Source organism: Pseudomonas deceptionensis, from assembly GCF_900106095.1.
GTDB lineage: Bacteria > Pseudomonadota > Gammaproteobacteria > Pseudomonadales > Pseudomonadaceae > Aquipseudomonas > Aquipseudomonas deceptionensis.
On sequence record NZ_FNUD01000002.1, the window covers coordinates 1,819,455 to 1,845,586 of the forward strand.

At 57.7% G+C, this 26,132-nt stretch carries 23 protein-coding genes; 13 read left to right on the plus strand and 10 right to left on the minus strand.

What is annotated here, in order from left to right:
• Positions 1-24 precede the first annotated feature (24 nt).
• The 7 genes from BLW11_RS08300 to BLW11_RS08330 form a co-directional block, all read right to left on the minus strand.
• On the minus strand, positions 25-1,344 hold the full coding sequence (locus BLW11_RS08300; protein WP_048359157.1) for an OprD family porin: 1,320 nt from the start codon (positions 1,342-1,344) through the stop codon (positions 25-27).
• A 193-nt stretch (positions 1,345-1,537) separates the two neighbouring features.
• Complete coding sequence (locus BLW11_RS08305) at positions 1,538-1,762, minus strand: hypothetical protein (protein WP_048359156.1); 225 nt, start codon at positions 1,760-1,762, stop codon at positions 1,538-1,540.
• Positions 1,763-2,284: 522 nt separating this feature from the next.
• Positions 2,285-2,683, minus strand: coding sequence for a hypothetical protein (locus tag BLW11_RS08310; protein ID WP_048359155.1), 399 nt, complete (start codon positions 2,681-2,683; stop codon positions 2,285-2,287).
• 277 nt (positions 2,684-2,960) lie between these two features.
• Positions 2,961-4,349, minus strand: a complete 1,389-nt coding sequence (locus BLW11_RS08315; RefSeq protein WP_074836741.1) for a heavy metal sensor histidine kinase — start codon at positions 4,347-4,349, stop codon at positions 2,961-2,963.
• Positions 4,342-5,016, minus strand: coding sequence for a heavy metal response regulator transcription factor (locus BLW11_RS08320; RefSeq protein ID WP_048359154.1), 675 nt, complete (start codon positions 5,014-5,016; stop codon positions 4,342-4,344). The genes BLW11_RS08315 and BLW11_RS08320 overlap by 8 nt, the downstream gene beginning before the upstream one ends.
• On the minus strand, positions 4,997-8,101 hold the full coding sequence (locus BLW11_RS08325) for a multidrug efflux RND transporter permease subunit (protein WP_048359153.1): 3,105 nt from the start codon (positions 8,099-8,101) through the stop codon (positions 4,997-4,999). The genes BLW11_RS08320 and BLW11_RS08325 overlap by 20 nt, the downstream gene beginning before the upstream one ends.
• Entirely contained in the window at positions 8,098-9,243 is a 1,146-nt protein-coding gene (locus tag BLW11_RS08330) for an efflux RND transporter periplasmic adaptor subunit (RefSeq protein ID WP_048359152.1), read from the minus strand. The genes BLW11_RS08325 and BLW11_RS08330 overlap by 4 nt, the downstream gene beginning before the upstream one ends.
• Before the next feature lie 251 nt (positions 9,244-9,494).
• On the opposite strand from BLW11_RS08330, the gene BLW11_RS08335 reads away from it, so the two are divergent.
• Positions 9,495-9,740, plus strand: a complete 246-nt coding sequence (locus BLW11_RS08335; protein WP_048359151.1) for a hypothetical protein — start codon at positions 9,495-9,497, stop codon at positions 9,738-9,740.
• Position 9,741: 1 nt separating this feature from the next.
• On the opposite strand, the gene BLW11_RS08340 is transcribed toward BLW11_RS08335, so the two are convergent.
• From BLW11_RS08340 to norR, 3 genes are all read right to left on the minus strand, one after another.
• Positions 9,742-10,215, minus strand: coding sequence for a GNAT family N-acetyltransferase (locus BLW11_RS08340; protein WP_048359150.1), 474 nt, complete (start codon positions 10,213-10,215; stop codon positions 9,742-9,744).
• A 5-nt stretch (positions 10,216-10,220) separates the two neighbouring features.
• A complete protein-coding gene (locus tag BLW11_RS08345; RefSeq protein WP_048359149.1) occupies positions 10,221-11,120 on the minus strand; it encodes a chemotaxis protein in 900 nt (299 codons plus the stop codon).
• Between the two features lie 206 nt (positions 11,121-11,326).
• Positions 11,327-12,871, minus strand: a complete 1,545-nt coding sequence (gene norR / locus BLW11_RS08350) for a nitric oxide reductase transcriptional regulator NorR (protein WP_048359148.1) — start codon at positions 12,869-12,871, stop codon at positions 11,327-11,329.
• Between the two features lie 154 nt (positions 12,872-13,025).
• On the opposite strand from norR, the gene hmpA reads away from it, so the two are divergent.
• From hmpA to BLW11_RS08415, 12 genes are all read left to right on the plus strand, one after another.
• Positions 13,026-14,198, plus strand: a complete 1,173-nt coding sequence (hmpA, locus tag BLW11_RS08355) for an NO-inducible flavohemoprotein (RefSeq protein ID WP_048359147.1) — start codon at positions 13,026-13,028, stop codon at positions 14,196-14,198.
• Positions 14,199-14,441: 243 nt separating this feature from the next.
• A complete protein-coding gene (locus tag BLW11_RS08360; protein WP_048359146.1) occupies positions 14,442-14,951 on the plus strand; it encodes a disulfide bond formation protein B in 510 nt (169 codons plus the stop codon).
• 808 nt (positions 14,952-15,759) lie between these two features.
• Positions 15,760-16,698: a ubiquinol oxidase subunit II gene (gene cyoA, locus BLW11_RS08370; protein WP_048359145.1), complete on the plus strand. Its 939-nt coding sequence runs from the start codon at positions 15,760-15,762 to the stop codon at positions 16,696-16,698.
• A gap of 3 nt (positions 16,699-16,701) precedes the next feature.
• Positions 16,702-18,726 carry a cytochrome o ubiquinol oxidase subunit I gene (cyoB, locus tag BLW11_RS08375; RefSeq protein WP_048359144.1) on the plus strand — a complete coding sequence of 675 codons (2,025 nt, stop codon included), beginning with the start codon at positions 16,702-16,704 and terminating at the stop codon, positions 18,724-18,726.
• A gap of 3 nt (positions 18,727-18,729) precedes the next feature.
• The gene (locus tag BLW11_RS08380; RefSeq protein WP_037031938.1) at positions 18,730-19,353 is read left to right on the plus strand and encodes a cytochrome o ubiquinol oxidase subunit III; all 624 of its coding nucleotides are present in this window, start codon (positions 18,730-18,732) and stop codon (positions 19,351-19,353) included.
• Positions 19,353-19,679, plus strand: coding sequence for a cytochrome o ubiquinol oxidase subunit IV (gene cyoD, locus BLW11_RS08385; RefSeq protein WP_016779556.1), 327 nt, complete (start codon positions 19,353-19,355; stop codon positions 19,677-19,679). The genes BLW11_RS08380 and cyoD overlap by 1 nt, the downstream gene beginning before the upstream one ends.
• A gap of 11 nt (positions 19,680-19,690) precedes the next feature.
• Positions 19,691-20,578 (plus strand): heme o synthase, encoded by an 888-nt coding sequence (gene cyoE / locus BLW11_RS08390; protein WP_048359143.1) that lies wholly within the window; start codon positions 19,691-19,693, stop codon positions 20,576-20,578.
• 272 nt (positions 20,579-20,850) lie between these two features.
• Positions 20,851-21,321: a hypothetical protein gene (locus BLW11_RS08395; protein ID WP_053069528.1), complete on the plus strand. Its 471-nt coding sequence runs from the start codon at positions 20,851-20,853 to the stop codon at positions 21,319-21,321.
• Between the two features lie 186 nt (positions 21,322-21,507).
• Positions 21,508-22,197, plus strand: a complete 690-nt coding sequence (locus BLW11_RS08400) for an ABC transporter ATP-binding protein (RefSeq protein ID WP_074836743.1) — start codon at positions 21,508-21,510, stop codon at positions 22,195-22,197.
• Positions 22,194-23,399 carry an ABC transporter permease gene (locus BLW11_RS08405; RefSeq protein ID WP_048359141.1) on the plus strand — a complete coding sequence of 402 codons (1,206 nt, stop codon included), beginning with the start codon at positions 22,194-22,196 and terminating at the stop codon, positions 23,397-23,399. The genes BLW11_RS08400 and BLW11_RS08405 overlap by 4 nt, the downstream gene beginning before the upstream one ends.
• Positions 23,392-24,870, plus strand: coding sequence for a TolC family protein (locus tag BLW11_RS08410; protein ID WP_082136249.1), 1,479 nt, complete (start codon positions 23,392-23,394; stop codon positions 24,868-24,870). The genes BLW11_RS08405 and BLW11_RS08410 overlap by 8 nt, the downstream gene beginning before the upstream one ends.
• The gene (locus tag BLW11_RS08415) at positions 24,857-26,119 is read left to right on the plus strand and encodes an efflux RND transporter periplasmic adaptor subunit (protein WP_053069527.1); all 1,263 of its coding nucleotides are present in this window, start codon (positions 24,857-24,859) and stop codon (positions 26,117-26,119) included. The genes BLW11_RS08410 and BLW11_RS08415 overlap by 14 nt, the downstream gene beginning before the upstream one ends.
• The last annotated feature ends 13 nt before the right edge of the window (positions 26,120-26,132 follow it).

Here is a 26,132-nt window from a genome sequence, read left to right on the forward strand (position 1 = left end):
AAAAGCTGGCCTTATGGTCACGGATTAAAACACATCAATAGGATAGTCGACGATCACCCGATACTCATCGACATCGTTGTCAACGCTCTGGTACGCGGTATTGCCGCGGTTGGTGGCCCAGCGCAGACTCACCGCCAGGTCCTTGGCCTTGCCTTCCTGGATCACGTATTTTAGCCCCAGGTCGCGCTCCCAATGGTGGGCGTTCTTGCCCTCAGGGTTGTACCAGTTGCTGTAGCCGATGCTGTTGGAATCAGCCTTGGTCAGATCCAGCTCCCCGCGAGAGTATGAGGCACTGCCTGTCAGGCCGGCGATCCCGATCCCGGCAAAGTCATATTCGTATTGCAGCTTCCAGGAGCGCTCGTTCGGGCCGTTGAAGTCCGAGTACTGCTGCGAGTTGTCGAGGTAAACGCTGTCGCCCTGGTAGATGTAATCAAAGGGCGTGTTGCCGTTTACCCGCTGGTAAACCGCCGTCACCTTGTGTCCGTCCACGCCGACTGCAAAGTGCAGGCTGAAGGTGTTGTTGTCGATGTCCCCCAGCAGCGCCTTGCCGGTGTCCTGGGTGTGATAGAAGTGCAGGCCGGGGTTAAGGCTGATGCTATCGCTCAGCGCATAGGTGTAATCCAGGTCGTAGTAGTACTGGTTCCAGATGTCCTGCAATTGGGCTGCATACAGATTGCTGGTGATCTCGGGTACACCGCTCCAGGACACCCCGGCCCAGGTGATGTGCTTGCTGCTCTGGTCGCCAAGATCACCGTAAGTGGTGGTCAGACGGCGCATGCCGCTTTGGTTGTACGGTTTGTCGAAGCTGACCTGGCCGCCTTCGAACATCCAGCCTTCGAAGCTGTTATTGGTCAGGCTGACGCCGCGGAAGGACTGCGGCAGCATGCGGGACTCACCGCCGGCAATCACCGGGTTGGTCAGAAACATGTCGCCCGCCTTGAGCTCGGTATCGAACGCACGCATTTTCAGCGCCGCACCGGCTGAGGAGAATGCTGTTGGTGCTTTGCCGTTGCCATCACTGACCGGCAGGATGCTGCTGCCATCCGTACCCCCGCCGCCATCGAGCTTGAGCCCGAGCAGGGCGTACGCATCCAGACCGAAGCCGACCGTGCCCTGGGTGAAGCCCGACTCGAATTTGCCGATAAAACCTTGCCCCCACTCTTTGCTGTCATCGGCACGGGGGCTGCGGATGTCGTGGTTCATGTAGTAGTTGCGGGCGTGAAGCTTGAGGCTGGAGCCTTCAACAAAACCGTCTTTGGATGCGTCGTCCTCTGCGTGAGCGAAAGCGGGGATCGTTGCAGCCAGGGCAAGGAATAAAGGGCAGAGTTTGAGTGAATGCTTCACCGGTGTTGAGCTCCTTTTAAGGTGGGGTTGCTGTTGTATTTTTTTAAACAATCCGGTGCCCGTCATGGGCCGCCCAAGGTCAGGGCGCCTTTTTTTAAGACCAAAAAAAAGCCGCTATGGTAGCGGCTTTTGAAACAGTAAGTCACATTTGTAGCGCGTGACTGACTGGGTCGGGAAGTCTGAAGGTGTGAGATCAGCTGTCTTTCGCCTGTTGCGAGTCGCTGACTTCAACCTGTGTTTGCTGGGGCTTTGCGTCGTTTTGATGGCGTGCCGTAAGCTCTGCCTGACCTTGTTCAAAGGCGGCGGCGCGGGCGACATTTTGTGCGACAAATGCGGGCGATTCTTCCGCCATGGCCAAGGGCGACAACAACAAAGACGACAAAACGAAAACGCTAGCCATACCCATACTGGTGGACATTTCAAAGACCTTCTTGCTTAGCAAGTGCTGTGTGATGGCCTAAATCTATAGTGGTGCGGGGTGGCGAAAAAGCCATGTTTTGGACAAGGACTTTTGCGTTTAAGGTAACAAATCGAGAGATGGGCGGGCTAGACACATCAAGCCCACAGGGAACTGAGCAAGGCTGCGATCCTTTTGAAGGTAAAGGTTGCAGCTTTGCTCAGTTCCTGCAGGAGTTTGTGGCACAGATGCTCATCATTGTGTCATGCGTCGGACAATGCAGAGTGCGGCTCAGCACAATGGTAAGCGCGTTTTAATGTTGAAGTTCGACTTGCAAGTTTGACATGTGCCGGGCGCTGTTACGCGACGGCAAACTTAATCATTGTGAAACCTCGTAGTTTAGTCGCGAGTCCCACAACGAGGCATAGACCGTGTTGACTCCCGGATAAGCCGGGTTGGCCCATGTGGTGGCGGGCATCCTCAGGTCGGATGCCTGTTACTTTCACTTTAAGCGTTATTGAAGCCTCTTTTATATACTCGCTGTTATGGGGTGGGTGAAACTGTTTTGATCTTGGGCGTGGTAGAACTAATGGCTTTAACGGAAATTGTTTTTGAGTTTGTGAGATTGAGGTAGGTGGCTTTCATGGTGAGTGAAAAACTTTGTGTCACTGGCCCTGTGATCAAGCAGTTTCGAGCGCTGGTGTTGGTGATATTAAAGTTCGGCATATGCGGGTTGGTGCTCATGCTCCAGTAAACGACCCCGTCGAACACGGTGTTGCCGTTGGCATCCTGAACAAGGGAGGGCGTCGGGATAGCGCATCCTGTATTGATTGGCGTGTCAGTGTCGCCGCTACCGCCGATTAAAATCAGGGTCGCAGGCCCTGCTAGCGCATGGGTGTCTTTATTTTTGGCGGATTCGTCACTGCTATTGAAGTCATTCATGAGAACTACCTATTTGGGTAAGTTAAGTGCGTAAGGTCGCGAACTTTAATTGAGGCAGTTGGGATAGATATTTAATACATGTTGCAGGGGGAGTGTGGGGAGGGGGATTTATGTTGTCTACTGTCATAAGTAACAGGTGTGGTGATGACAGTGGATGTTTATTGGGTGGGCGAGATAGTCGAGGCTCTAGGGCGCGGGGCGCGCATAGTTATTGTGTTTGTTTGATGTGTTGCAGGGTATTTGTTGTTTTTTTATTTGATGTTGTGTTTATAGATGTTTAATTCTTGGGTTCGGGTAATGTCAGTCCAAATGTATTTCTGCCTTGTTGGCTGTGCACAAATACTTCGCCGCCGTGCATTTGCGCAATGGCTTTAACGATGGCCAGCCCCAGTCCGTGATTAGCGCCACTGTTATAGCGAGCGGCATCTACCCGATAAAAACGCTCGAACAGGCGTGGTAAATGTTCTGAGGCAATCGGCTCGCCAGGATTGCTGATACTGATGGTCACCTGAGTCGCCGTGTGGCTGATCTGAACGTCAATCGACAGCCCGGCAGCGGTGTGCTGCACGGCGTTGTTCAGCAGGTTGATCAGCGCCCGGCGCAGATGAGGCTTTTCGATGCTGACGTCAGCGTCGCCACTGACCCGCACCTGTACTTGTGCGTCCTCAAGGATGAACTCCAGGTAGTCCAGGGTCGTTTTCACTTCATCCGCCAGAGAAGCACGGGTCAGTTTACTGGCCTTGCTGCCCTGGTCGGCGCTGGCCAGAAAGAGCATGTCATTGATGATGTTGCGCAGCCGCTCCAGCTCTTCAAGGTTGGATTGCAGCACCTCGAAGTAATGCTCGGCCGAGCGCCCGCGGGTCAGTGCAACCTGGGTCTGGCCAATCAGGTTGGTCAGCGGCGAACGCAGTTCATGGGCCACGTCGGCATTGAATGACTCCAGCCGGGTATAGGCCTGCTCGACCCGGTCCAGGGTTGAGTTGAAGGCGCTGACCAACTGATCCAGCTCCGGTGCCAGTGGCGCAAGGTGCAGGCGCCCGGACAAGCGCGGAGGGGCCAGCTTTTGCGCTTCTTCAGACAACTTGATCAGCGGCTTTAGGCCGATCCGCGCCACCCAATAGCCCAGCGCCGAGGCCAGCAACACGCCTAATGTCGCCAGGCTGATCAGGGCGATCAGCAAGTGGTGCTGGGTCTGGCGGAAGGTCTGGGTATCGATGCCGATCACAAAACGTAGCGCCGGGCGTTGCTCCTTGGCCGGTACCTCGCTGATCAGCACCTTGAACGGGTAAGCCTGGCCGGGCAACTGCACGTCCTGCACGCCGGTCTGCCCTTGGGCAAGTTCGCGGACCCGGGCCTCGGGATTGCCGTATTCATAGGCGGGGTCCGGGCTGATGGCCCAAAACCGGATGCGCTTGTCTTCTTCGCTGAGCAGTTTGAGCTTGGCGCTCATCTTGGCCCAATGTTCGAGGTTGCCGTAGCGGTTGATCGAAGACTCAAGCACGCTGTACCGGGCTTCCAGCTCCGCTTCGGGCAGGCGGCTGATGCTGGTGTCGACCTGTTGGTAAAGCGCACCGCCGATCAACACAAAGACCAGCAACGCCACCAGGGTAAACATCGCGCTCAAGCGCAGGGCGATGGAGTCCAGGTGTTGGGGCCGCTTAAACACCGCGCCGCTCCAGCACGTAGCCCATGCCGCGAATGGTGTGCAGCAGCTTGTGTTCGAACGGCCCGTCGAGCTTGGCCCGCAGGCGTTTGATAGCGACTTCGACCACGTTGGCGTCGCTGTCGAAATTGATGTCCCAGACCATCTCGGCGATGGCGGTTTTGGAGAGGATTTCACCCTGACGCCGTGCCAGCACGCTGAGCAGTGAAAACTCCTTGGCGGTCAGGTCAAGACGGGCGCCTGCGCGGCTGGCCTTGCGGCTGATCAGGTCAATCCACAGGTCATCCACCGTCACTTGCACCGGTTCGTGGCCGCCGCTGCGGCGGGTCAAGGCCTGCAGGCGGGCGACCAGTTCAAGAAACGAAAACGGCTTGCCCAGATAATCGTCGGCACCTTCGCGCAAACCGCGAATGCGGTCTTCGACCCGCTCGCGGGCGGTGAGCATGATCACCGGGGTTTGCTTGCGCGCACGCAGGGCCCGCAGTACGCCAAAGCCGTCGAGCCCCGGGAGCATTACATCGAGCACGATCACGGCGTAATCGCTCTCCATCGCCAAGTGCAAACCTTCGATCCCGTCCCGGGCCACATCCACCGTGTAGCCTTGCTCGGTCAATCCGCGGTGCAGGTAATCGGCGGTTTTCTCTTCATCTTCAATAATCAGAATGCGCATAACCCGCCTCAGTGATCGGTTTGGAACGATGGAACAGCCGCTCAAGCCACAAGTATATGACCGGCGTGGTAAACAGCGTCAGCGCCTGGCTCACCAGCAACCCGCCCACCACGGCAATCCCCAGCGGCTGGCGCAGCTCGGCGCCGGTGCCGTAGCCGAGCATCAGCGGCAGGGCACCAAGCAAGGCGGCCAAGGTGGTCATGATGATCGGACGGAAACGGGTGATGCAGGCCTGGTAGATGGCGTCTTCGGGGCTCAAGCCGCGGTTGCGCTGGGCATCGAGGGCAAAGTCGATCATCAGGATGCCGTTTTTCTTGACGATACCGATCAGCAGCACCAGTCCTATCAGCGCCATGATCGAAAAGTCCTGGCCGCAGATCCAGAGCATCAATAGCGCGCCGACCCCTGCCGAGGGCAGGGTCGAAATGATGGTCAGCGGGTGCACAAAGCTTTCGTACAGCACGCCCAGGATGATGTACACCGCCACCAGCGCCGCCAGGATCAGCCACGGCTGGCTGGCCAGCGAGCTCTGGAACGCCTGGGCGGCGCCCTGGAAGTTGCCGCTGATAGTGCTCGGCATGCCGATTTCGTTTTTCGCCTGGTTGAGCATCAGCACCGCATCGCCCAGGGCTACGCCGGGGGCGAGGTTGAACGACAGGTTGGCGGCCGGGAACATGCCGTCATGGCTGATCGAAAGCGGCCCGCTGGTGGGCGCATCGACCTTGGCCACGGCCGACAGCGGCACCATTTCCCCGGTCAGCGGCGAGCGCAGGTAGAAGTAGTTCAGGCTCTCGGCCTTGCCGCGCTGTTGCGCGTCCACCTCCAGGATCACGTTGTACTGGTTGGTCTCGGTCTGGAACTCATTGACCTGACGCTGGCCAAACGCGTCGTACAGCGCCTCATCGACATCGGTGGCGGTGAGGCCGAAACGGGCCGCGGCGTTACGGTCGATGCTGAGGTGGGTGATGCTGCCGCCCAGTTGCAGGTCGTTGGACAAGTCGCGAAAGGCCGGGTTGGCCCGCAGCTTTTCGGTCAGGCGCTGGGTCCAGGTGGTGAGCGTCGGCCCGTCGTTGCTCTTGAGTACATATTGATACTGGCTGCGGCTTGGCCCCGAACTGAGGTTGATGTCCTGGCCTGCGCGCAGGTACAGCACGATGCCCGGGACCTTGGCCAGTTGCGGGCGGATCCGGTCGATAAACTGACTGGCCGACACATCGCGATCTCCCCGGTCCTTGAGGGCAATCCAGAACCGGCCGTTGGCAATGGTCTGGTTGCTGCCGGTCACGCCCACCGAATGGGAAAACGCCTGCACGGCGGGGTCGTCACTGACGATTTTGGCCAGCGCCAGATGCTTTTGCATCATGTCGGGGAACGAGATGTCCGATGCCGCTTCGCTGGTGCCGAGCACGAAGCCGGTGTCTTGAACCGGGAAGAAACCTTTGGGGATCACTACATAGCCGGCAATGGCCATGGCCAGCGTCACGCCGAAAATCCCCAGCATCAGGCGCTGGTGGGCCAGGGCCCGCTTCAAGCCCTTTTCATACAGTGCCAGCAAGCGTTCGCCAAAGCCGGGCGTGGCATCGGCTTTGTGCACAGGGGCGCGCATGAACAGCGCGGCGAGGGTCGGGGCCAGGGTCAGCGACACCACGACCGAAATCAGGATGGTCGAGGTCGCGGTCAGGGCGAATTCCTTGAACAGCCGCCCGACCACCCCGCCCATGAACAGCAGAGGGATAAACGCCGCCACCAGCGAGAAGCTGATGGACACCACGGTGAAGCCAATCTCGCTGGAGCCCTTGATCGCCGCATCGCGCATGCTTTCGCCGGCTTCGAGGTGGCGGTGAATGTTCTCCACCACCACGATCGCATCGTCGACCACAAACCCCACGGCCACCACAATCGCCACCAGTGTCAGGTTGTTGAGGCTGAAACCCAGCACATACATCAACGCAAAACTGGCGATCAGCGAGACGCCGAGTACCGCCGACACAATCAGCGTGGCCGACCATTGGCGCAAAAACAGCGCCATCACGGCGACCACCAGCAACACGGCAATCAACAGGGTGATTTCCACTTCATGCAGAGAGGCGCGGATGGTTTTGGTCCGGTCGCTCAGCACGGTCACTTCAACCGAGGCCGGAAGCATGGCTTGCAGGCCGGGCAGGGCGGCCTGGATGCGGTCCACGGTTTCAACGATGTTCGCCCCCGGCTGGCGGGATATCACCAGGTTGAGCCCCGGCTGATGCCCGGACCAGGCTTGCACGTAATCGTTTTCTGCACCGTTGACCACGCGCGCTACGTCGCGTAGCTGCACGGGGGCGCCGTCCTTGTACGAGACGATCAATCTGGCGTACTCATCCGCGTCAAACAACTGATCGTTGGTCGAGAGGGTCGAAATACTCGACGGCCCGTACAGCGCGCCCTTGGCCAGATTAAGGCTGGTTTGCTGGATGGCCAGGCGAATGTCGGCCAGGGTCAGGCCAATGGCGGCCAGTTTGTCGGCAGAAGCCTGGACCCGGATTGCCGGGCGTTGCTGGCCGGTAATGTTGATCAGGCCCACGCCGTCGATCTGGCTGATCTGGCGCGCCAGCAGGGTTTCGACGTAATCGCTCAGCTCGGTGCCGGGCATGTGCAGGGAGCTGATGCTCAGGATCAGCACCGGGCTATCGGCCGGGTTGACCTTCTTCCAGGTCGGCAGGGTCGGCATGTCCTTGGGCAGTTTGCCGGACGCGGTGTTGATCGCCGCCTGCACTTCTTGCGCGGCGGTATCGATGCTTTTGCTCAGGGTGAATTGCAGGGTCAGGGTGGTGGAGCCCAGTGCGCTGCTGGACGTCATCTGGGTCATGCCGGGGATGGCGCTGAATTGCACCTCCAGGGGCGTTGCCACCGATGACGCCATGGTGTCCGGGCTGGCGCCGGGCAATTGCGCCGACACCTGGATGGTCGGGAACTCGGCTTCGGGCAAGGGGGCGATGGGCAGGCGCGGGAATGCGATCAGCCCCACCAGCACCAGGGCGAAGGTCAGCAGCACCGTGGCGACCGGGTGGTCGACGCACCAGGCGGACACTGAACGGCTGCTGGTCATGGCTGCACCTGAGCGGCCGTGGGCTCGCCCAGCACTTCAATCCGCGCGCCGGGCTTGAGCCGCGACTGGCCATCGCTGACCAGTGTGTCGCCGGGGTTGACCCCGGTGATGATGCTTTGTTGGGTGTCCTGATAGACCAGTTGCACCGGCACTGTTTCGACGTGCTGGCCGTTCACCCGGTACACGAAGTAGTTGTCCAGCCCGCGTTGCACCACTTGGGGCGGCACCACCAGCGCGTTCTGCGTCAGCCCGGTCTGGATCTCGACATTGACCAGTTGGCCGGGCCATAGCGTCTGTTTGGGGTTGTCAAACTGGGCCTTGACCTTGATCGTGCCGGTGGTCGCCGACACCTGATTGTCGATCAGGCTCAAGCGCCCTTCGCCCAGCGGCGTGCCGCTGCTATCGGGGTTGCCGATAAAGGCTTTGACCCGGGCCGGGTCTTTGGCTTCGAGCAAGTCGTGCAAGGTGGGCAATTGCTGCTGGGGCAGTGAAAACTCCACGGCGATAGGGTCTATCTGGGTTACGGAAAAAAGCCCCTGAGCATCGCTGACCCGCAAAAAGTTACCCGCATCCACTGCGCGAATCCCCACACGACCGGTGACCGGAGAGTGGATTTGCGTATACGACAACTGTACCTGCGCCGCCGTGATTGCGGCCTGATCGCCCTGGGTCGTAGCCTTGAGCTGATTGACCAGCGCCTGTTGCTGATCGAGGGTCTGTTTGGACACGCCGTCGTCCACGCTCAACAACTGATAGCGCTTGAGGTTGACCAGCGCGACTTGCAGCAGCGCCTGGTTCTGCCCCAGTTGGGCCCTGGCCTGATCGAGACTGGCCTTGATCGAGCGGTCATCCAGTGTCGCCAACAGATCCCCGGCCTTGACTGTCTGGCCTTCCTCAACCTGTATGGCGGTGAGGATACCGTCGATCTGGGGGCGGATCGTCACGCTGTGCAGCGACAACACTGCGCCAATGCCGCTGACATAGCGCGGGACATCCTGCTCCAGCACCTGAACAACCCGTACCGGCACCGGTACGCCCCCTGCGGCAATGCCTGGAGCGGTGCGGTTGAGCCCCCAGAGGCCGGCACCGATCAGGGCAATCACGAGCGTGCCCAGCAAAATTTTTCGGGTTTTATTGGGCATGTCTGATTGACGCCGTGTGCGTGGGATGGGGGCAGATCAATCAGTTATAGCGCGCAGACCCGGTCAGTACGGTGACTGCTAACTGACATTGCTGACAGTTAAAGGTTAAGCACAACCCCTGCGGCAGCGGTTACAGGGGGCAGCGAATCTTTAAATTTACGACCAGTGAGTGCAACGCACAGGGGGCGCGCAGGTATACTGCGCGGCATTGCGCCACTTGGCCTGACTTTTTACCGAATTTCGGAGCTTTCATGACTACCCCTACACAATCGACGGCTCCTGATGCCCTGGGCACTGAACTGGTTGAAAATGAAACCAGCCTGGAGACCCCGAAAAAACCGGTGATTCCTGCGTTCACTTTCCCGTTCAAGCCTTCTGAGTTTGCCAAGGCCAAGTCCCAAGGCAAGGCCTACTACCAGAAGAGCGGTCTCGGCGGCCACGACACAACCCCAGGCGCACCGCCACACGGCACACGTAAAACCATGGGCAAGCGCTGATTCAGAGCTCGATGCGCTGCACCTGAACCATCCCGGCCCGTTCGTACAGACGACGGGCCGCGGTGTTGCTCTCCATGACCTTCAGGTCAACGCAGGGCTCACCGCGTTGTGCGTACACCTCAAACACACGCGCCAGCAGCGCCCGGCCAATGCCCTGGCCCTGGTGTCGGGCATGCACCACCAAATCCTTCAGATAAGCGCTGGTCCAGCCTTGCGCAACCCCCACCACGATGCCTGAGCGCATGGCGATAAAGCACAACTGCGGGTCGAATTCGGCATCGTGCAGCAGGTTGTGGCGCCAGTCCTCCAGGGATTCGATACTGCCGCTGCCATCGCTGTAACCCTGGCTGAGCAAGGCATGCACCGGTTGCAGCAGCTCATCGCTGAGCGTCACCAGGCTGACATCTGCAGGCCAGTGCGCGGCTGTCAGCGGGCGAGTCAGGTCTTTGCGCAGCAACAGGCAGTACTCGCTCATGGTGCTTAGTAGCCTTGCTCGGCAACGGTACGCGCGGCCAGGATCAGGCACTGGGTCAGTTCAGGTGAAGAGAACTTGGTGAGCACCGCATTGGCCCCGGCCAGTCGTGCCTTTTCACTGTTCATCGAACTGTTGAGCGAGGTATGCAGCAACACGTACAGGTGCGCAAAGTCCGGGGTGTCACGCACGGTGCGGGTGAAGGCGTAGCCGTCCATTTCGGACATTTCGATATCGGACACCAGCACGTTGATCTGATTTTCAGTGCCCTGCAGTTCCAGCAGGCGCTCGATGGCTTCCTTGGCACTGCGCGCCGTGTGGCAATGCAGGCCCAGGTTGCGCAGGGTGATCACCGATTGTTGCAGCGCCACTTGGCTGTCATCCACCACCAGAATTCGCGCGTTGGCCAGCAGCTTGGCTTCTTCGCGGCTGAGGGTGCCGTCATTGGCTTCAACCTTGGCGGGGGTAATGCCGTGAATCACTTTTTCGATGTCCAGCACCTGCACCAGCACGCCATCGACCTGGGTGACGCCGGTGATGTACGAGCGTCGGCCGGAGCCATAGGGTGGCGGGCGGATATCGGTGCTCAGGCAATGCACGATTTTGCTCACGGCCTGCACGTGCAGGCCCTGCTTGGAGCGGCTGACATCGGTCACGATCAGACAGCCGCCGTCAGGGTCGAGCAGCGGTTGCTCACCGATGGCGCGGCTCAGGTCGATCACCGACAGCGGGGCGCCGCGCAATACCGCAATGCCTTTCACGTTGGGGTGTGACTCGGGCATTTTGGTCAATGGCGGGCAGGGGATGATCTCGCTGACTTTGAGCAGGTTGATCGCCATCAGCTTGCCGCTGCGCAGCGTGAACAGCAGAAGCGAAAGTGAATCTGCGCGGGCATTGTTCGATGACATAAAAACCTTCTGTTGAGGGGCAGCGATACAGGGTTATCGACCTGAAAACCGATTCCTGTAGGCGCTGCATATCTTCTATGGGGGCGAGTTCTTTGTAGCCGCTGACGAGGCACGAGGCTGCGATGTGGGCCGCAGGATCACCGCTTGGGGCCGCTGCGCAGCCCATCGCAGCCTCGTGCCTCGTCAGCGGCTACAGGTTTAGCGGTTTACTTCAGCCCCAGCCGCTTAGCCATCCGGCCCAGATTCGCACGGTCCAGCCCCAGCTCCCGCGCAGCGCTGGCCCAGTTATGTTGATGGCGTTCAAGGCAGGCGCTGATCAGCTGGCGCTGGTAGTTTTCGGTAGCCAGACGCAAGTCGCCGACGGCATCCGGCACGCTCTGCGGCTCAACCACTGCAGCGCTCTCGTGGGTAGCGGGCAAATCCAGATCCGCTGCCGTCAGGGTCAAAATGCGCGGGCGCGTGCTGCAACTTCCCAGGGCTTTAAGGGCGCTGCGGCCGATCAGGTGTTCCAGTTCGCGAACATTGCCAGGCCAGGAGTAATGCACCAGTGCGGCTTGGGCGTCGGGGCTCAGGCGCAAGCTGCCCAAGCCCATGCGGGAACGGTTTTGCTCCAGGAAAAAACCGCTCAACAACAGCACATCGCGCCCGCGCTCACGCAAGGCCGGTACCCGGAGCGGGTAGACGCTCAGGCGATGGTAAAAGTCTGCGCGGTAGCGCCCGCTGCGCACTTCTTCGGCCAGGTCGCGGTTGGTCGCCGCGATCAGCCGGACATTGACCTGATGTTCCTGATCCGAGCCCAGACGCTGCAACTGCCCGCTCTGCAGCACCCGCAGCAACTTGGCCTGCACGGTCAGCGACAGCTCCCCCACTTCATCCAGGAACAGGGTACCGCCGTTGGCCAGTTCGAACTTGCCCCGCCGGTCTTGGGTGGCGCCCGTAAAGGCCCCGCGCACATGGCCGAACAGCTCGCTTTCTACCAGCGTGTCGGGCAGGGCGGCGCAGTTGAGGCTGATCATCGGTTTGTCTGCCCGTGGCGATGCGGCGTGAATGGCCTGGGCCACCAGCTCCTTGCCTACACCGGTTTCGCCGGTGATCAAAACGGTCAGGTCGCTGCCGCCCACAAGGGCGATTTCTTCCAGCAGGCGCTTGTGGATTTTGCTCTGGCCGATCAGTTCCTTGTTGGGCGCGCCGCTGGCCTGTCGATAGAATTCGGCTTTTTGCTGCTCATCCTCAACCCGCAACGCCAGCCGCTCGATGCGCTGCGCCACATTGACCGTGGCCGCGGCCAGGCTGGCAAAGGCCTGCAAGTCATCCAGCCCGATCGGCTCGAAGCGCTTGGGGTCCAGGGCATCCAGGGTCAGCAGCCCCCATGGGCGCTCTTCAACAAACAGCGGGCAGCCCATGCAGTCGTGAACTTCAAGGTGCTCGGCCAGCCCGTCCACCAACCCGTCATAGGGGTCGGGCAGCTCACAATTACTGGGGAAACGCGTCGGCCCGGGGCTGCTGAGCAGGGCTTCAAAGCGCGGGTGCTCGCTGACTTTAAAGCGCCGGCCCAGCGTATCCAGGCTCAGGCCATCCACTGCCAACGGCACCAGCCAGTCGCCGTCCAGCCGCAGCAGAGCAGCTGCATCGCAGGGGAGAAGGGCGCGCAAGGCTTGCAGCAGGCGCCGATAGCGCTCGCTTTCAGGAAGGTCGCGGGACAGGTCCGCCACCAGAGGCAGCAGGGTGGTGAGCAGGGATTTTGCAGTCATTTTGACCTCATCTAGTCGTTATGACTATAAAGCACTCCGTGTCAAAATGACTAATATGATTATAAGATACTGATTTTAAAGGTTTTTAATCTTGGCACGGAAACTGATAGGTAAAGGGTAATTGATTAAGCCTACGTGCTCAGGAGTCACCCATATGCTTACCGCTCAGGATCGTGCCATCGTCAAATCCACTGTACCGTTGCTGGAAAGCGGCGGTGAAGCGCTGATCACCCACTTCTACCGCATGATGCTGTCGGAGTACCCGCAGGTGCGTTCGCTGTTCAATCAGGCCAACCAGGCCAGTGGCGACCAGCCGCGTGCCCTGGCTCGCGGTGTATTGATGTATGCGCGGCACATCGACCAGCTCGACCAGTTGGGCGACCTGGTGGCCAAAATCATCAACAAGCATGTTGCGCTGCAAATCCTCCCGGAACACTACCCGATTGTCGGCAGCTGCTTGCTGCGAGCGATTGAGGAAGTGCTGGGCAGCGATATCGCGACCCCGCAGGTGCTGGCAGCCTGGGGCGCGGCCTACAACCAACTGGCCGATATCCTGATCGGTGCCGAAGCGGCCATCTACGACGAAAAAGCCGCTGCACCGGGCGGCTGGCGTGGCGGGCGTGAGTTCAAGCTGGCGGCCAAGGTCGAGGAAAGCGCAGAAATCACCTCGTTCTATTTCCGTCCGGTCGACCAGCAACCGATCCTCGAGTTCGCCCCGGGCCAGTACATCGGCATGAAGCTGATGATTGATGGTGAAGAAGTACGTCGCAACTACTCCTTGTCGGCGCTGGCCCAGGTCGGTCGCTACCGCATCAGCGTCAAGCGTGAGGACGGCGGTGTAGTGTCGAACTTCCTGCATGACCGCTTGAACGTGGGTGACACCCTGGAGCTGTTCCCGCCAGCGGGCGAGTTCACTCTGACCGACAGCCAGAAGCCGCTGGTGCTGATCAGTGGCGGTGTGGGCATTACCCCGACCCTGGCCATGCTGGAAGCCGCGCTGGCGACACAGCGCCCGATTCACTTTATCCACTGCGCGCGCAATGCCCAGGTGCATGCGTTCCGTAGCTGGGTCGATGAGTTGGCAGAACAGCACCCACAGCTGCAGCGGTTTTACTGCTACGCCGAGCAGGGCGAGTCGGCAGATCATGTAGGTTTGTTAACTGAGGAAGTGCTGGCGCAGTGGCTGCCACAAGAGCGCGATCTGGATGCTTACTTCCTGGGCCCCAAAGGCTTTATGGGTGCCGTAAAGCGCCATCTCAAAGCCTTGGGCGTGCCAGAGCAACAAAGTCGCTACGAGTTCTTCGGCCCGGCTGCTGAGCTGAAGTAACCTGCCAATACAGGTTAAAACTGTAGCCGCTGCCGTAGGCTGCGATAAGGGCCGCAGGACCTTGCAAAGCAGGGTCGCTGCGCAATCCATCGCAGCCTGCGGCAGCGGCTACGTGTATCAGGTCGGGGCCTTAATCCCCCATTAATCCCCCTGCGACACTTTCCCTGCAATGTTCAGATACATCCAATCCGAGGGTCAGGGTGTAAACTGCGCGCTTTTCACACTCAGGCAAAGGGACGCGGGATGACGGAAGACATGATGCAATTGGGTCGGGAGAAACGCTTCCTGGTCCTGCTGGGGCTGATCTGCCTGGCGCTGATTGGCGGTGCGCTCTATATGCAGATCGTGCTCGGCGAGGCGCCTTGCCCGTTGTGCATCCTGCAACGCTATGCCCTGCTGCTGATCGCGATCTTTGCCTTTATTGGCGCCGCGATGCCTGGCCGCCGCAGCCTGACGGCACTTGAAGTGCTGGTCGTGCTGAGCGCCATCGGTGGCATTATCGCTGCCGGGCGTCATGTCTATATCCTGGCTAACCCTGCGGTGAGCTGCGGTCTTGACGCGTTGCAGCCGATTGTCGATGGCTTGCCGCTGGCGGCGATCTTCCCGCTGGGGTTTCAGGTCGATGGTTTTTGCTCAACCCCGTATCCGCCCGTGCTCGGCCTGTCGCTGGCGCAGTGGGCGCTGGTGGCTTTTGTCATGACCTCGGTACTGGTACCGCTGGGCATTTACCGCAACCGGAAAAAAGCAGACTGAGCAAAAGGTTAAATTTTGCTTGGGCCGCCTCGTTCTTCCCTTGGAAGTGCGGGGCATTTTTTTGCCCGAGAGGAAATGTAAAGGGGCTGTGATTCGACGCCGAAAAGGGGTGTGCGGCACTGCGACATATTGTCACGGAGAAATTGTCGCAGGACGTGTTTTGGCCTGACAAGCGGTCTTGCGAGCGTATGTCTTCATGTAACACGACGGAAGCAATCCGCTGCTGATGGCAGGCTTGAAAAGTACGCCGCGTGACACCATGGAAATCGGCTGTAGCCCTTTTTATTTGGGCGTTTAGCGGGTTGGGGAGGGGGCTTTCGTGCGCTAAAAAGGGGCGTTAAAATCGCGCGCCATTGGCATGCTTAGGCCCTGGATAAGGGGGGCTTTGAAACACGGGGGGTAATAATAGGAAGGGATTGTTACCGGGGCCGAGAAGAATTATTTCCGGATGAGACATGGTTTATAGAGAGCTACCTAACTACAATCGCCCGCACTGAACGTCCAGCCTGCTCATCCCTGAGCCCAAGCGGGAAGTTGAAGGGCGACTGGGCGGTTCATGACAGGCGTCCCATGCGACTCCCAGGTACTGGCAACCCTTCTAAGTTCCGCACCAAATGGAATTGGTCTGTGACAAGGCCATTGACCACGTATCGAATAAGAAATCACTGCTAACCCGGAATTTGCCCGTTCGCCTGATGGTGATAGAGCAGGCTTTTATTCAATTCCGGAAAAGAGCCAACCCTTGGCAGGGCGAAGTGTTGGCGAAAAAAACCAACTGCATTGTGCAAGCTGTTTTAGAGGTCGTGAGATGACTAAAAAAAGGTACCCCAGACTCCTTGGCTTATTGCCACTTTTCGGCATGTTGCTGCTGGGGGGTTGCAAGTGGACGCTGCTGGATCCAGTGGGGCAGGTCGGGGTCGAAGAGCGAAATCTGATCATCACCGCTACGTTGCTGATGCTTCTGGTCGTGGTGCCGGTCATCATTATGACCCTGGTCTTCGCGTGGAAATATCGTGCGTCGAACACCAGCGCTACCTACACACCAAAGTGGTCGCACTCCACCAAGATCGAAGTTGTGATCTGGACCGTGCCGATTTTGATCATCATCGCCCTGGGCGTGATCACCTACAAATCGACCCACGCGCTGGACCCGTATCGTCCGCTCGAATCTGACGTCAAGCCGATCACCATCGAAGTGGTGGCAATGGACTGGAAGTGGCTGTTCATCTACCCGGAACAGGGTATCGCCACCGTCAACAAGATCGTGTTCCCGGCCAACACCCCGGTCAATTTCCGTATCACCTCTGACACGGTCATGAACTCGTTCTTCATTCCGGGCCTGGGCGGTCAGATCTACGCCATGGCCGGTATGCAGACCAAGCTGCACTTGATTGCCAACCGCAACGCTGAAATGGAAGGCATCTCTGCCAACTACAGCGGTGCCGGTTTCACAGGCATGAAATTCAAAGCGATCGCGACTTCTCAGGCTGAATTCGATGCCTGGGTAAATGAAGTCAAAGCTTCACCTAAACAGCTTGATGAAGCTGAATACGCTGCTTTGTCCAAAGCAAGCCAGAACAACCCCGTTGAACTGTTCTCCACGTACACACCGAACCTGTTTCAGAAAATCGTCGACAAGTACGAAGGTATGACGCCAGGCAAGCCGGTGAAGCACGAGAAGAAAGAAGTGGCCGGGACCGATGGGGTGGACACAAGTTCGCATTCAGCTGCCGGGGCAGAGGAGTAAACGATGTTTGGTAAATTAAGTTGGGAAGCGGTCCCGTTCCACGAGCCGATTGTCATGGTCACCATTGCCATGATCGCGCTCGGTGGTCTGGCACTGTTTGCAGCAATCACCTACTTCAAGAAGTGGACCTACCTGTGGACCGAATGGCTAACGTCAGTCGACCACAAGAAAATCGGCGTGATGTACATCATCGTTGCCATGATCATGCTGCTGCGTGGCTTTGCCGACGCCGTCATGATGCGTACCCAGCTGGCCATGGCCACCGAGGGTTCGCCTGGCTACCTGCCGCCTGAACACTATGACCAGATCTTCACCGCTCACGGTGTGATCATGATCATCTTCATGGCGATGCCATTCTTCACCGGCCTGATGAACCTTGCAGTGCCGCTGCAGATCGGCGCACGTGACGTGGCTTATCCGTTCCTGAACTCCCTGAGCTTCTGGCTGCTGGTGTCCGGCGTTGTGCTGGTCAACCTGTCGCTGGGCGTCGGCGAGTTCGCCAAAACCGGTTGGGTTGCCTATCCGCCGCTGTCGGGCCTGCAGTACAGCCCTGGCGTGGGGATGGATTACTACATCTGGGCGCTACAGCTATCGGGGCTAGGTACGACGTTAACCGGGGTTAACTTCCTGGCGACCGTACTGAAGATGCGTGCTCCTGGCATGAAACTGATGGACATGCCGATCTTCACCTGGACCTGCACCTGGGCAAACGTTCTGATCGTGGCTTCGTTCCCGATCCTGACCGCTACCCTGGCGCTGCTGACACTTGACCGTTACATGGATTTCCACATTTTCACCAATGAACTTGGTGGCAATCCAATGATGTACGTCAACCTGTTCTGGGCGTGGGGTCACCCTGAGGTATACATCCTCATTCTGCCGGCGTTCGGTATCTTCTCTGAAGTTATCTCCACGTTCACCGGCAAGCGTCTGTTCGGTCACCACTCGATGGTCTACGCCTCCGGCGCGATCTCGGTGCTGGGCTTCATGGTTTGGCTGCACCACTTCTTCACCATGGGTTCGGGTGCAAGCGTCAACGCCTTCTTCGGTCTGGCGACGATGCTGATTTCGATCCCGACGGGGGTCAAGCTATTCAACTGGCTGTTCACCATCTACCAGGGCCGTCTGCGCTTCACCAGTCAGGTTCTGTGGACCCTGGGCTTCATGGTGACCTTCGCTATCGGCGGCATGACCGGCGTACTGCTGGCCATCCCGGGTGCTGACTTCGTACTGCACAACAGCCTGTTCGTAATTGCTCACTTCCATAACGTGATCATCGGCGGCGCGGTATTCGGTTACATCGCAGGCTTCAGCTTCTACTTCCCTAAAGCGTTCGGCTTCAAACTGAACGAGAAGTGGGGCAAGGCAGCGTTCTGGTTCTGGTGCGTCGGCTTCTTCGTAGCCTTCATGCCGCTCTACGCGCTGGGCTTCATGGGCATGACCCGTCGTCTGAACGCCAGCACCAACCCTGAGTGGGTGCCTTACCTGTACGTTGCTCTGTTCGGCGCAGCACTGATTGCTATCGGTATTGCCTGCCAACTGATCCAGCTGTACGTCAGTATTCGTGACCGCAAGCTGCCAGAGAACGCCTGCGAGCACGGCGATCCGTGGAATGGCCACACCCTGGAATGGTCGACTTCGTCGCCACCTCCGTTCTACAACTTCGCTGTAGTGCCAAAAGTCGACACCATCGACGCGTTCACCGAAGCCAAGGAAAACGGTACTGCGTACCAGGCTCCGGCCAAGTACTCGCCGATCCACATGCCTAACAACACCGCTACCGGTGTGTACATGGGTGCTTTGCTGACCGTGTTCGGTTTCGCAATGATCTGGCACATCTGGTGGTTGGCCATCGTTGGTCTGGTTGGCACTGTCGTGGTCTTCGTTGCCCACGCTGCCCGCGACGATCAAGGCTACATGGTGCCGGTTGAGACCATCGAGCGTATCGAGGCTGAGCAGCACAAGCGTCTGGTAGCCGCCAAAGCAATCCCGGCTACTCGTGTTGAAACCAAGTTGGAACAGGCTTAAACCATGTCGAACTTAGCGACCACTGCTGGACACGCTCATGGTCACGACCATGAGCACGAGGAACACCACGACGCGGGCGAGACAACCATCTTTGGTTTCTGGCTCTACCTGATGACCGACTGCATCTTGTTTGCGTCGATCTTCGCGGTATACGCGGTATTGGTAAACAACGTTGCAGGTGGCCCGTCGGGCCACGACATCTTCGAACTGCCGTACGTACTGGGTGAAACCGCCCTGTTGCTGTTCAGTTCGATCACCTACGGCTTCGCCATGCTGGCGTTGTTCAAGGGTAAAAAGCAGCAGGTGCTGTTCTGGCTGGGCATGACCTTCCTGCTCGGTGCAGGCTTCATCGCCATGGAAATCAACGAGTTCCACCTGTTGATCTCCGAGGGCTACGGCCCTAGCCGTTCGGGCTTCCTGTCTGGCTTCTTCACCCTGGTCGGTACCCACGGTCTGCACGTGACCAGCGGTCTGATCTGGATGGCGATCATGATGTATCAGGTGCAGAAAAACGGCCTGACTTCGACCAACAAGACCCGCCTGAGCTGCCTGAGCCTGTTCTGGCACTTCCTGGACGTGGTCTGGATCTGCGTATTCACCGTTGTTTACCTGATGGGGACTTTGTAATGGCTAACGCACATTCCGACGGCGCCAACCATGGCAGCGTGAAGTCCTATGCAATCGGCTTCATCCTGTCGGTGATCCTGACTGTTATTCCGTTCGGGCTGGTGATGTACCCATCGCTGCCCAAATTCACCACGCTGGCGATCGTGCTGTTGTTCGCTGTCGTTCAAGTGGTTGTTCACCTGGTGTACTTCCTGCACCTGGACCGTTCGCCTGCACAACGCAACAACGTCACCGCGCTGGTGTTTGCTGCGCTGGTTATTGTGCTGCTGGTGGGCTTGTCCCTGTGGATCATGTTCAGCATCCACACTGAAATGATGGCGAAGTGAGGTAAGACCCGATGTCCTTTAAGCACTTTATCCAAATCACCAAACCGGGGATCATTTTCGGTAACGTGCTTTCTGTGGCAGGTGGGTTTTTCCTGGCCTCGAAGGGGCATTTCGATCTTGCCCTGTTCCTGGCCGCGGTAATCGGCACCTCCTTGGTGGTAGCGTCCGGTTGTGTGTTTAACAACTGCATCGACCGCGACATCGACATCAAGATGGACCGCACCAAGAACCGCGTACTGGTTCAAGGCCTGATCTCCCTCAAGGTGGCGCTGATTTACGCTACCTTGCTGGGGGTTGCCGGCCTTGCCCTGCTGTATCGCGTGGCCAACCCGCTGGCGGCTCTGTTCGCATCGATCGGCTTCGTGATCTACGTGGGTCTGTACAGCCTGTACTTCAAGCGCAAGTCGGTTCACGGCACGCTGATTGGCAGTCTGTCGGGTGCAATGCCACCGGTTATTGGCTACGTGGCTGTGAGTAACAGCTTCGACATGGCCGCACTGACCCTGCTGGTGATGTTCAGCCTGTGGCAGATGCCGCATTCCTACGCCATCGCGATCTTCCGCTTCAACGATTACCTGGCCGCATCGATTCCGGTGTTGCCAGTGAAGCGCGGGATCAAGGTTGCCAAGAAGCACATCCTGCTTTACATCCTCGCGTTCCTGATCGCGACCCTGATGCTCACCCTCGGCGGTTACGCCGGCATGAGCTACATGGCTGTGGCAGCCGCGATGGGCATGTACTGGTTGTACATGGCGTGGACGGGCTACAAGGCCGTTGACGACAAGGTCTGGGCACGCAAACTGTTCGTGTTCTCGATCTTCACCATCACCGCCCTGAGCGTCATGATGTCTCTGGATTTCAAAGCGCCCGCCGAGTTGTTGCTGACTTACGCGCACTAAGAACGCCAGACCGAAAAACCCCCGCCTTCGAGAGGAGCGCGGGGGTTTTTTTTGGCTGGGATTCAGACCTGAGTATGGCGAGAGTGGGCGGGGATAGGGCGTAGGATATTTTGATAAGTAGTTGTTATTTGGTTTTGTGTGTGGTCTTTGGTTGCTTGAATTCTTACAATCCCCTAGGGAAAGTCCTGCATTATTAATGGCGTACTAATGGTCAAATGCCCGGGCTTAACTTCATCAGGAAGTTCTGCTTAATTTGAACTAAGGTATAAAGCATGTCCAAATTCTCGTTTAGGAAACTTATTGTTGTAGCGTCTCTAGTTTGTCTGCCGGCAACCGCCAGCTTTGCGACCAATCTTAATGTTGGCGTGGGTCAGTCAAAAACCTTCTCGCTCTCCTGCAAGTCTGGAAATTTTACCGGTATTGTTGAAGGCGTTGTAGGTAATCATTATCAGGCAGGTAAATGGGTACATACCACCCGCTACAAAATTACCCGTTCTAACGGTCAGAAAGGCGGCAATAAGGCCAACATAAACTTGTATGCTGGCAAAGCGCCGCACTTTATCGGCGACGGTGGAAGCAAATCCCCTGACAGCATGAAGCAGGATGGTAATTGGCATAACCTCACGCTGCAACGAGGTAATATGGGGTTGGGTGCTTCCTTGAAGGGCGAGGCGTACTTCCAGTTTGTTTTTGATAAATCACTTGCCGATCCCGACTGCTACACCAGTTCAGTCTACTTCTAAGTCAGTTGTGCTCGTGCCGGTTTCTGGGGTGTGAGGTTGCGCACTCTTTCTTTTCAATGTTTCGGGAAGAAAGGGTGTGCAGTAAAAGTACATCTGCTGGTTTTAATTGCTTGGTTTCACTGCGCACATAAAGATGTTGTGGGGTGGTTGATCTCTTGGCTTCTTGGTGAAAGGTACAGGCTTGTAATGCACGACTTTAAATGCATTTCAATGAAAGGGGTCAGCAGAACTTACCGTCATGACGGTAAGTTGAATTCGGTTATCAGTCAGGTTGATCTTCAGATTGACGTGGGAGAAACCTGCGCCATTGTCGGCCCGTCCGGGTCCGGCAAAAGTACGCTATTGAACATTATCGGCCTGCTGGACTTTGCCGATGAGGGCGAGTACCTGTTCATGGGGCATCCGATATCCAAAGCTCAGAGTGACGACCTGCCAACCCTTCGAAAGATGAACATCGGCTTTATCTTTCAGAACTTCAATTTGATCCCCCGCCTGAGTGTTGTCGAGAATGTGGCTTTGCCGCTTCGATACCGCGCAATGGATCGAGCGCGCTCCCTGGAAGAGGCCATGTTCATGCTGGAGCGGGTGGGCATGGCGCAGCGTGCCAGTTACAGGCCCGCCGACCTGTCAGGCGGGCAAAAGCAGCGAGTGGCCATCGCTCGTGCTCTGGTAGGCAAGCCGTCCCTGATTCTGGCCGATGAGCCGACTGGAAGTCTGGACAGCCACACCGCCAGTGAAATTCTGGAACTGCTGCTGTCGATACAACAAGAAAAACACGTAACGCTATTGATCGTGACTCACGACATGGGTGTCGCGCAGCTCATGCAGCGTCAGGTTGTCGTGCGAAGTGGTGGTGTTGAGGAACTCCGGCCGTGAGTTTTTTAACCCGGTTGATAACCCCCGCCCTGGCCCAGGTTGTTGAAGATGCCCTCGACAGTTTTCGTACCCTGGGCAAACGCTCGGTACTGGCGTTGTTAGGCATTGTGATTGGTAGTGGCTCTATCGTGGCGGTGATTAATATTGGTCATAACGCCGGACAGGAGGCGGCGAAAATATTTCAGGATATGGGTGTTGATACTTTGATTGCCAATCTTAATAACGATTTGAATATTGAAGACTCCCTTCTCTGGCACGATGCTGCAAAAATCCGGGCGCTTGATTTGCCGGGACTAATGATTGCACCTGTTTCGGATGTTTCGGGCAAGGTCAGTTTTAATCATCAGCAGGTCGATGCGAAAATTGTCGGGACGGAACCGGCACTGTTGGGCGTGATGAATTTATCTGTCAGCCGCGGGCGTTTTTTACATGACTTTGATCGTGACGATAATGTCGTTGTGCTCGGTCATAAAGTGGCGGCTTCTCTGAGTAATAGCGGTCTCACAGTCCAACTCGGCGATTGGCTCAGGATCAAGGGTTACTTGTTCAGGACGGTCGGTGTATTGCAGCCCGCGAGCACCTCAATGATCAATCCGGTATTGACCGATGATTCGGTATTTATTCCGTTTCGGGGGCTTGCCCGAGTGGACAGTAGCGCAAGCATTTTTAATGTGGTTATGCGTGTCATGCCTGCGCATAACCTCGAACGGGTCATGCCGCTGATACTGGAACGTTTGAGCCGTGCATTTAAAACACGCACTGTTGAAATGGTCGCCCCGAAACAAATGATGGAGGCCATGAGCCGCCAGGATAAAACCTTTCATTATCTGCTGATGGCGCTGGGGGTTATTACGCTGGTGGGGGGCGGTGTTGCCGTCATGAACGTGATGTATATGAATGTTTCTGAGCGTCGTATTGAAATCGGTTTACGAATGGCAATTGGCGCTCGCCGCCAGGACATCCGCAATCTGTTTCTGGTCGAAGCGCTCGCGCTCAGTACAGTGGGTGCTGTGTTGGGGGCGGGCGTCGGTATTGCACTGGCCTGGTTGTATGCCTTGGTATCGGGTTGGGCGTTTGAGTTGGCGATGCTGTCCATCCCGTTGGGCGTTTCAAGTACGTTACTGGTCGGCGTTTTCTTTGGGTTGAAACCTGCAATTGCGGCTTCGCGCCTTACACCTGTAGAGGCGCTCCGTGATTATTAAACTGGCCGTTATTACAAGCGCGGCGTGCTGTGCTTTGATCCTGTCGAAACAACTGGCGGCAGCCCCGGCCCGGGTCGACACCCGCGTGACGCTTCAGAGCGAATTGCGCAGTGACTTGTTGAGTCAGCATTCCATCGATCTGTCCTTGGCTGAAGCCGTTTCGCTGGGCCTGCGCCGCAACTACAGCATTCGTAGCCTCAAGCTCCAGCGCTTGCGGGAGAAGTTCGATCTGCTTGTGGCGGATGACATGTTCAACCCAAAACTGAAGCTCAGTGGTACTCACGGGCTATCCAAGGGCAGCGCCGACAGCGGTCGTTCTACTGGCATCACGCCCTCGGTGAGCTTGCTGGGTGAATACGGGACCAACCTTGATCTGAACTGGAGCCAGAAGCTCAGTGCCACGAAAAAAACGGGCGACTTGAGCAGTGATGGCCTGGGGCTGACGTTGACTCAACCGTTGCTCAGGGGGGCAGGTAAAGAGGTCGCGACGGCCCCCTTGCGCCTGGCCAAACTGACCGAGCAAGTCAACCAGCTGAATGTGAAGGCGAACGTATCCCAAACCCTGTACGACATCATTGCTGCCTATCGCACGCTGATGAAATCCCAGAGTCAGGTGACGCTTGCCCTGGAGGCGCTTGAACGGGCCGTTTTGCTCCTCAAGGTCAACAAACAGCTGATTGAAGCAGGACGAGTTGCGGAGTTTGACGTTGTCCAGATCGAAGCGGATATCGCGACACAGGAGCTGGCGGTAGAAGAGGCGAAAAACCAGCTGCAAGCGAGTCGATTACTGATGCTCAAGTTATTGGCACTCGATCTGGCGACGCCTGTACGTGCCAGTGACACCCTGCAAGTGACCCGGCTTGATATTGATCAGGCGACGGCGTTTGGGGTGGCGCAGGCCAGGCAGCCGCAATACCTGGCGACACTGCTACAGAGCGAGCAGGCAGCGATCAACCTGTTGGTCGCCCAAGACAGAGCTCTTTGGGATGTGTCGTGGGTGGCGGGAGTCAATCAGCAACGGGATCAGCACAGTCTCAAAGGTTCCAGTCGGACGTGGGACAGTTACACAGGCCTGAAGCTGGAGATCCCCATTGGAGATATCAGCATCCGCCAGGGCAAGGTCAATGCCCAGAGCCTGGTTGAGCAGCAGCAGTTGCTCCAAGAAGAGGCGCGTCTTGATTTGAAACGCCAGATCACCGATTCGGTCCGCGGGCTTAACACCCTGTGGCGTCAGCTTGAAATCTCCCAACGGGTGATGGACCTCTCCAGGCGCAAGCTGTCCATCGAGAGCGACAAGTTGAATGCGGGGCGATCCAGCAACTTTCAAATCATCAGTTTCGAAGCCGACCTGCGTGCGGCGGAAGATGCCAATTTGAGCGCGAAGATTTCATATCTGGATGCCAGAGCCCAGCTGGATCTGCTGCTGGGCGTCATGCTGGAGAGCTGGGAGATTTCACTTGAGAGTTTTTGACCGGTTAAAGGCCCTGACGGGGGGCTGGAAGTCTCTTACGGCAGGGGGGTTGGTACTGATCTTGTTGCTGGTGTTGTACCTGCCAGCGGCCCCGGACGCCGCAGTTTCCTGGGTGGCTGTCGGTAGCCAGAAACTGGAGCATGAAATCGGCCTGGTCGGCAAAATCGAACCGGTTGAGACAACCATCATCACCGTTCCTTTTGATGGTTTTGCCTTGGCCAATGAATTGCGGCCGGGCATGCAGATCGAACAGGGGCAGGTCTTGTTGTCGCTCGATACGGCCCTGCTGGACATCAAGGTCAGGGACGCCCTGGCCACCAAGCTGAAAATGCAGCAGGCCGTTGAGGTCTACAAGACATGGGCTACGGGGCCGGAAATGACGCGGGCCAGACAGGCCCTCAGAGTGGCCGAACTGTCCACAGGCAGTCTTGAGCTTGAGCTTTCTCAAGTCGAGGCGCTGTATCAAAAAGGCATTGTCCCGCGTAATGAACGTGATGCCTTGAAGCAGCAGCATTACCTGCAATCCCTTGAACTGACAGCAGCCACAAGGGAACTCAAAAATGTGCAGGTGGCCGGCAAGGGTGAGGCCAGAACCATTGCCGATATGGAATACCAGAACGCATCCATCGCCCATCAACAGCTAAGCGCCTTGCTGGAACACAAGACCCTCTATGCTCCATTTTCGGGTGTTGTGCTGTCCCTTGGGGCGCCGCAGACGACAGGGGGCGAAGTGGGAGCGTTGCACCAAGGCGCTCTTTTGGCCAAAGGCCAGCAACTGATCAAACTGGCGAACATGAAAGGGCTCAAGGTGGTTACCCAGGTGGCGGAGTCGGACGTGAACACGTTTGCCCTTAACCAGGAAGTCGCTATAGCTGGCGATGGATTTTCGGGGCGGGTACTCAGTGGTTACGTCAGCGCCATCAGTCAGTTGGCCGTTCCGGATGACAATGCAGGCAATGCTGCCAGATTCCCGATCACCATCACCGTGAATGCCCCGGAGAGCGGGGATTTCAAGGACGTTCGGCTGGGCATGAGTGTCCACATGACGATCGTGACATACCGCAATGAACACAGCTTTATCATCCCTCACGGGGCGGTTGAACAGGCAGGGGGCGCAAGCTTCGTGGAGCACCGTGAAGACCTTGACGCGCCAGTGATCCGGCGCGAGGTCACGATCGGCCAATCCACCGCCCAAGGGGTTGAGGTGTTCGGGCTGACCCCCGGGTTTGTGAGTGTGAAGCACTTGTGAAAGCGCGATAGCT

Excerpts from the sequence above, each read along its gene's own strand:
- BLW11_RS08340 (WP_048359150.1), bottom strand. The coding sequence starts at position 10,215 with ATGAGCGAGTACTGCCTGTTGCTGCGCAAAGACCTGACTCGCCCGCTG.
- BLW11_RS08305 (WP_048359156.1), bottom strand. The coding sequence starts at position 1,762 with ATGTCCACCAGTATGGGTATGGCTAGCGTTTTCGTTTTGTCGTCTTTG.
- BLW11_RS08400 (WP_074836743.1), top strand. The coding sequence starts at position 21,508 with ATGCACGACTTTAAATGCATTTCAATGAAAGGGGTCAGCAGAACTTAC.
- norR (WP_048359148.1), bottom strand. The coding sequence starts at position 12,871 with ATGACTGCAAAATCCCTGCTCACCACCCTGCTGCCTCTGGTGGCGGAC.
- hmpA (WP_048359147.1), top strand. The coding sequence starts at position 13,026 with ATGCTTACCGCTCAGGATCGTGCCATCGTCAAATCCACTGTACCGTTG.
- cyoD (WP_016779556.1), top strand. The coding sequence starts at position 19,353 with ATGGCTAACGCACATTCCGACGGCGCCAACCATGGCAGCGTGAAGTCC.
- BLW11_RS08345 (WP_048359149.1), bottom strand. The coding sequence starts at position 11,120 with ATGTCATCGAACAATGCCCGCGCAGATTCACTTTCGCTTCTGCTGTTC.
- BLW11_RS08325 (WP_048359153.1), bottom strand. The coding sequence starts at position 8,101 with ATGACCAGCAGCCGTTCAGTGTCCGCCTGGTGCGTCGACCACCCGGTC.
- BLW11_RS08330 (WP_048359152.1), bottom strand. The coding sequence starts at position 9,243 with ATGCCCAATAAAACCCGAAAAATTTTGCTGGGCACGCTCGTGATTGCC.
- BLW11_RS08310 (WP_048359155.1), bottom strand. The coding sequence starts at position 2,683 with ATGAATGACTTCAATAGCAGTGACGAATCCGCCAAAAATAAAGACACC.
- BLW11_RS08380 (WP_037031938.1), top strand. The coding sequence starts at position 18,730 with ATGTCGAACTTAGCGACCACTGCTGGACACGCTCATGGTCACGACCAT.
- cyoA (WP_048359145.1), top strand. The coding sequence starts at position 15,760 with ATGACTAAAAAAAGGTACCCCAGACTCCTTGGCTTATTGCCACTTTTC.
- BLW11_RS08360 (WP_048359146.1), top strand. The coding sequence starts at position 14,442 with ATGACGGAAGACATGATGCAATTGGGTCGGGAGAAACGCTTCCTGGTC.
- BLW11_RS08335 (WP_048359151.1), top strand. The coding sequence starts at position 9,495 with ATGACTACCCCTACACAATCGACGGCTCCTGATGCCCTGGGCACTGAA.
- BLW11_RS08395 (WP_053069528.1), top strand. The coding sequence starts at position 20,851 with ATGTCCAAATTCTCGTTTAGGAAACTTATTGTTGTAGCGTCTCTAGTT.
- cyoE (WP_048359143.1), top strand. The coding sequence starts at position 19,691 with ATGTCCTTTAAGCACTTTATCCAAATCACCAAACCGGGGATCATTTTC.
- BLW11_RS08320 (WP_048359154.1), bottom strand. The coding sequence starts at position 5,016 with ATGCGCATTCTGATTATTGAAGATGAAGAGAAAACCGCCGATTACCTG.
- cyoB (WP_048359144.1), top strand. The coding sequence starts at position 16,702 with ATGTTTGGTAAATTAAGTTGGGAAGCGGTCCCGTTCCACGAGCCGATT.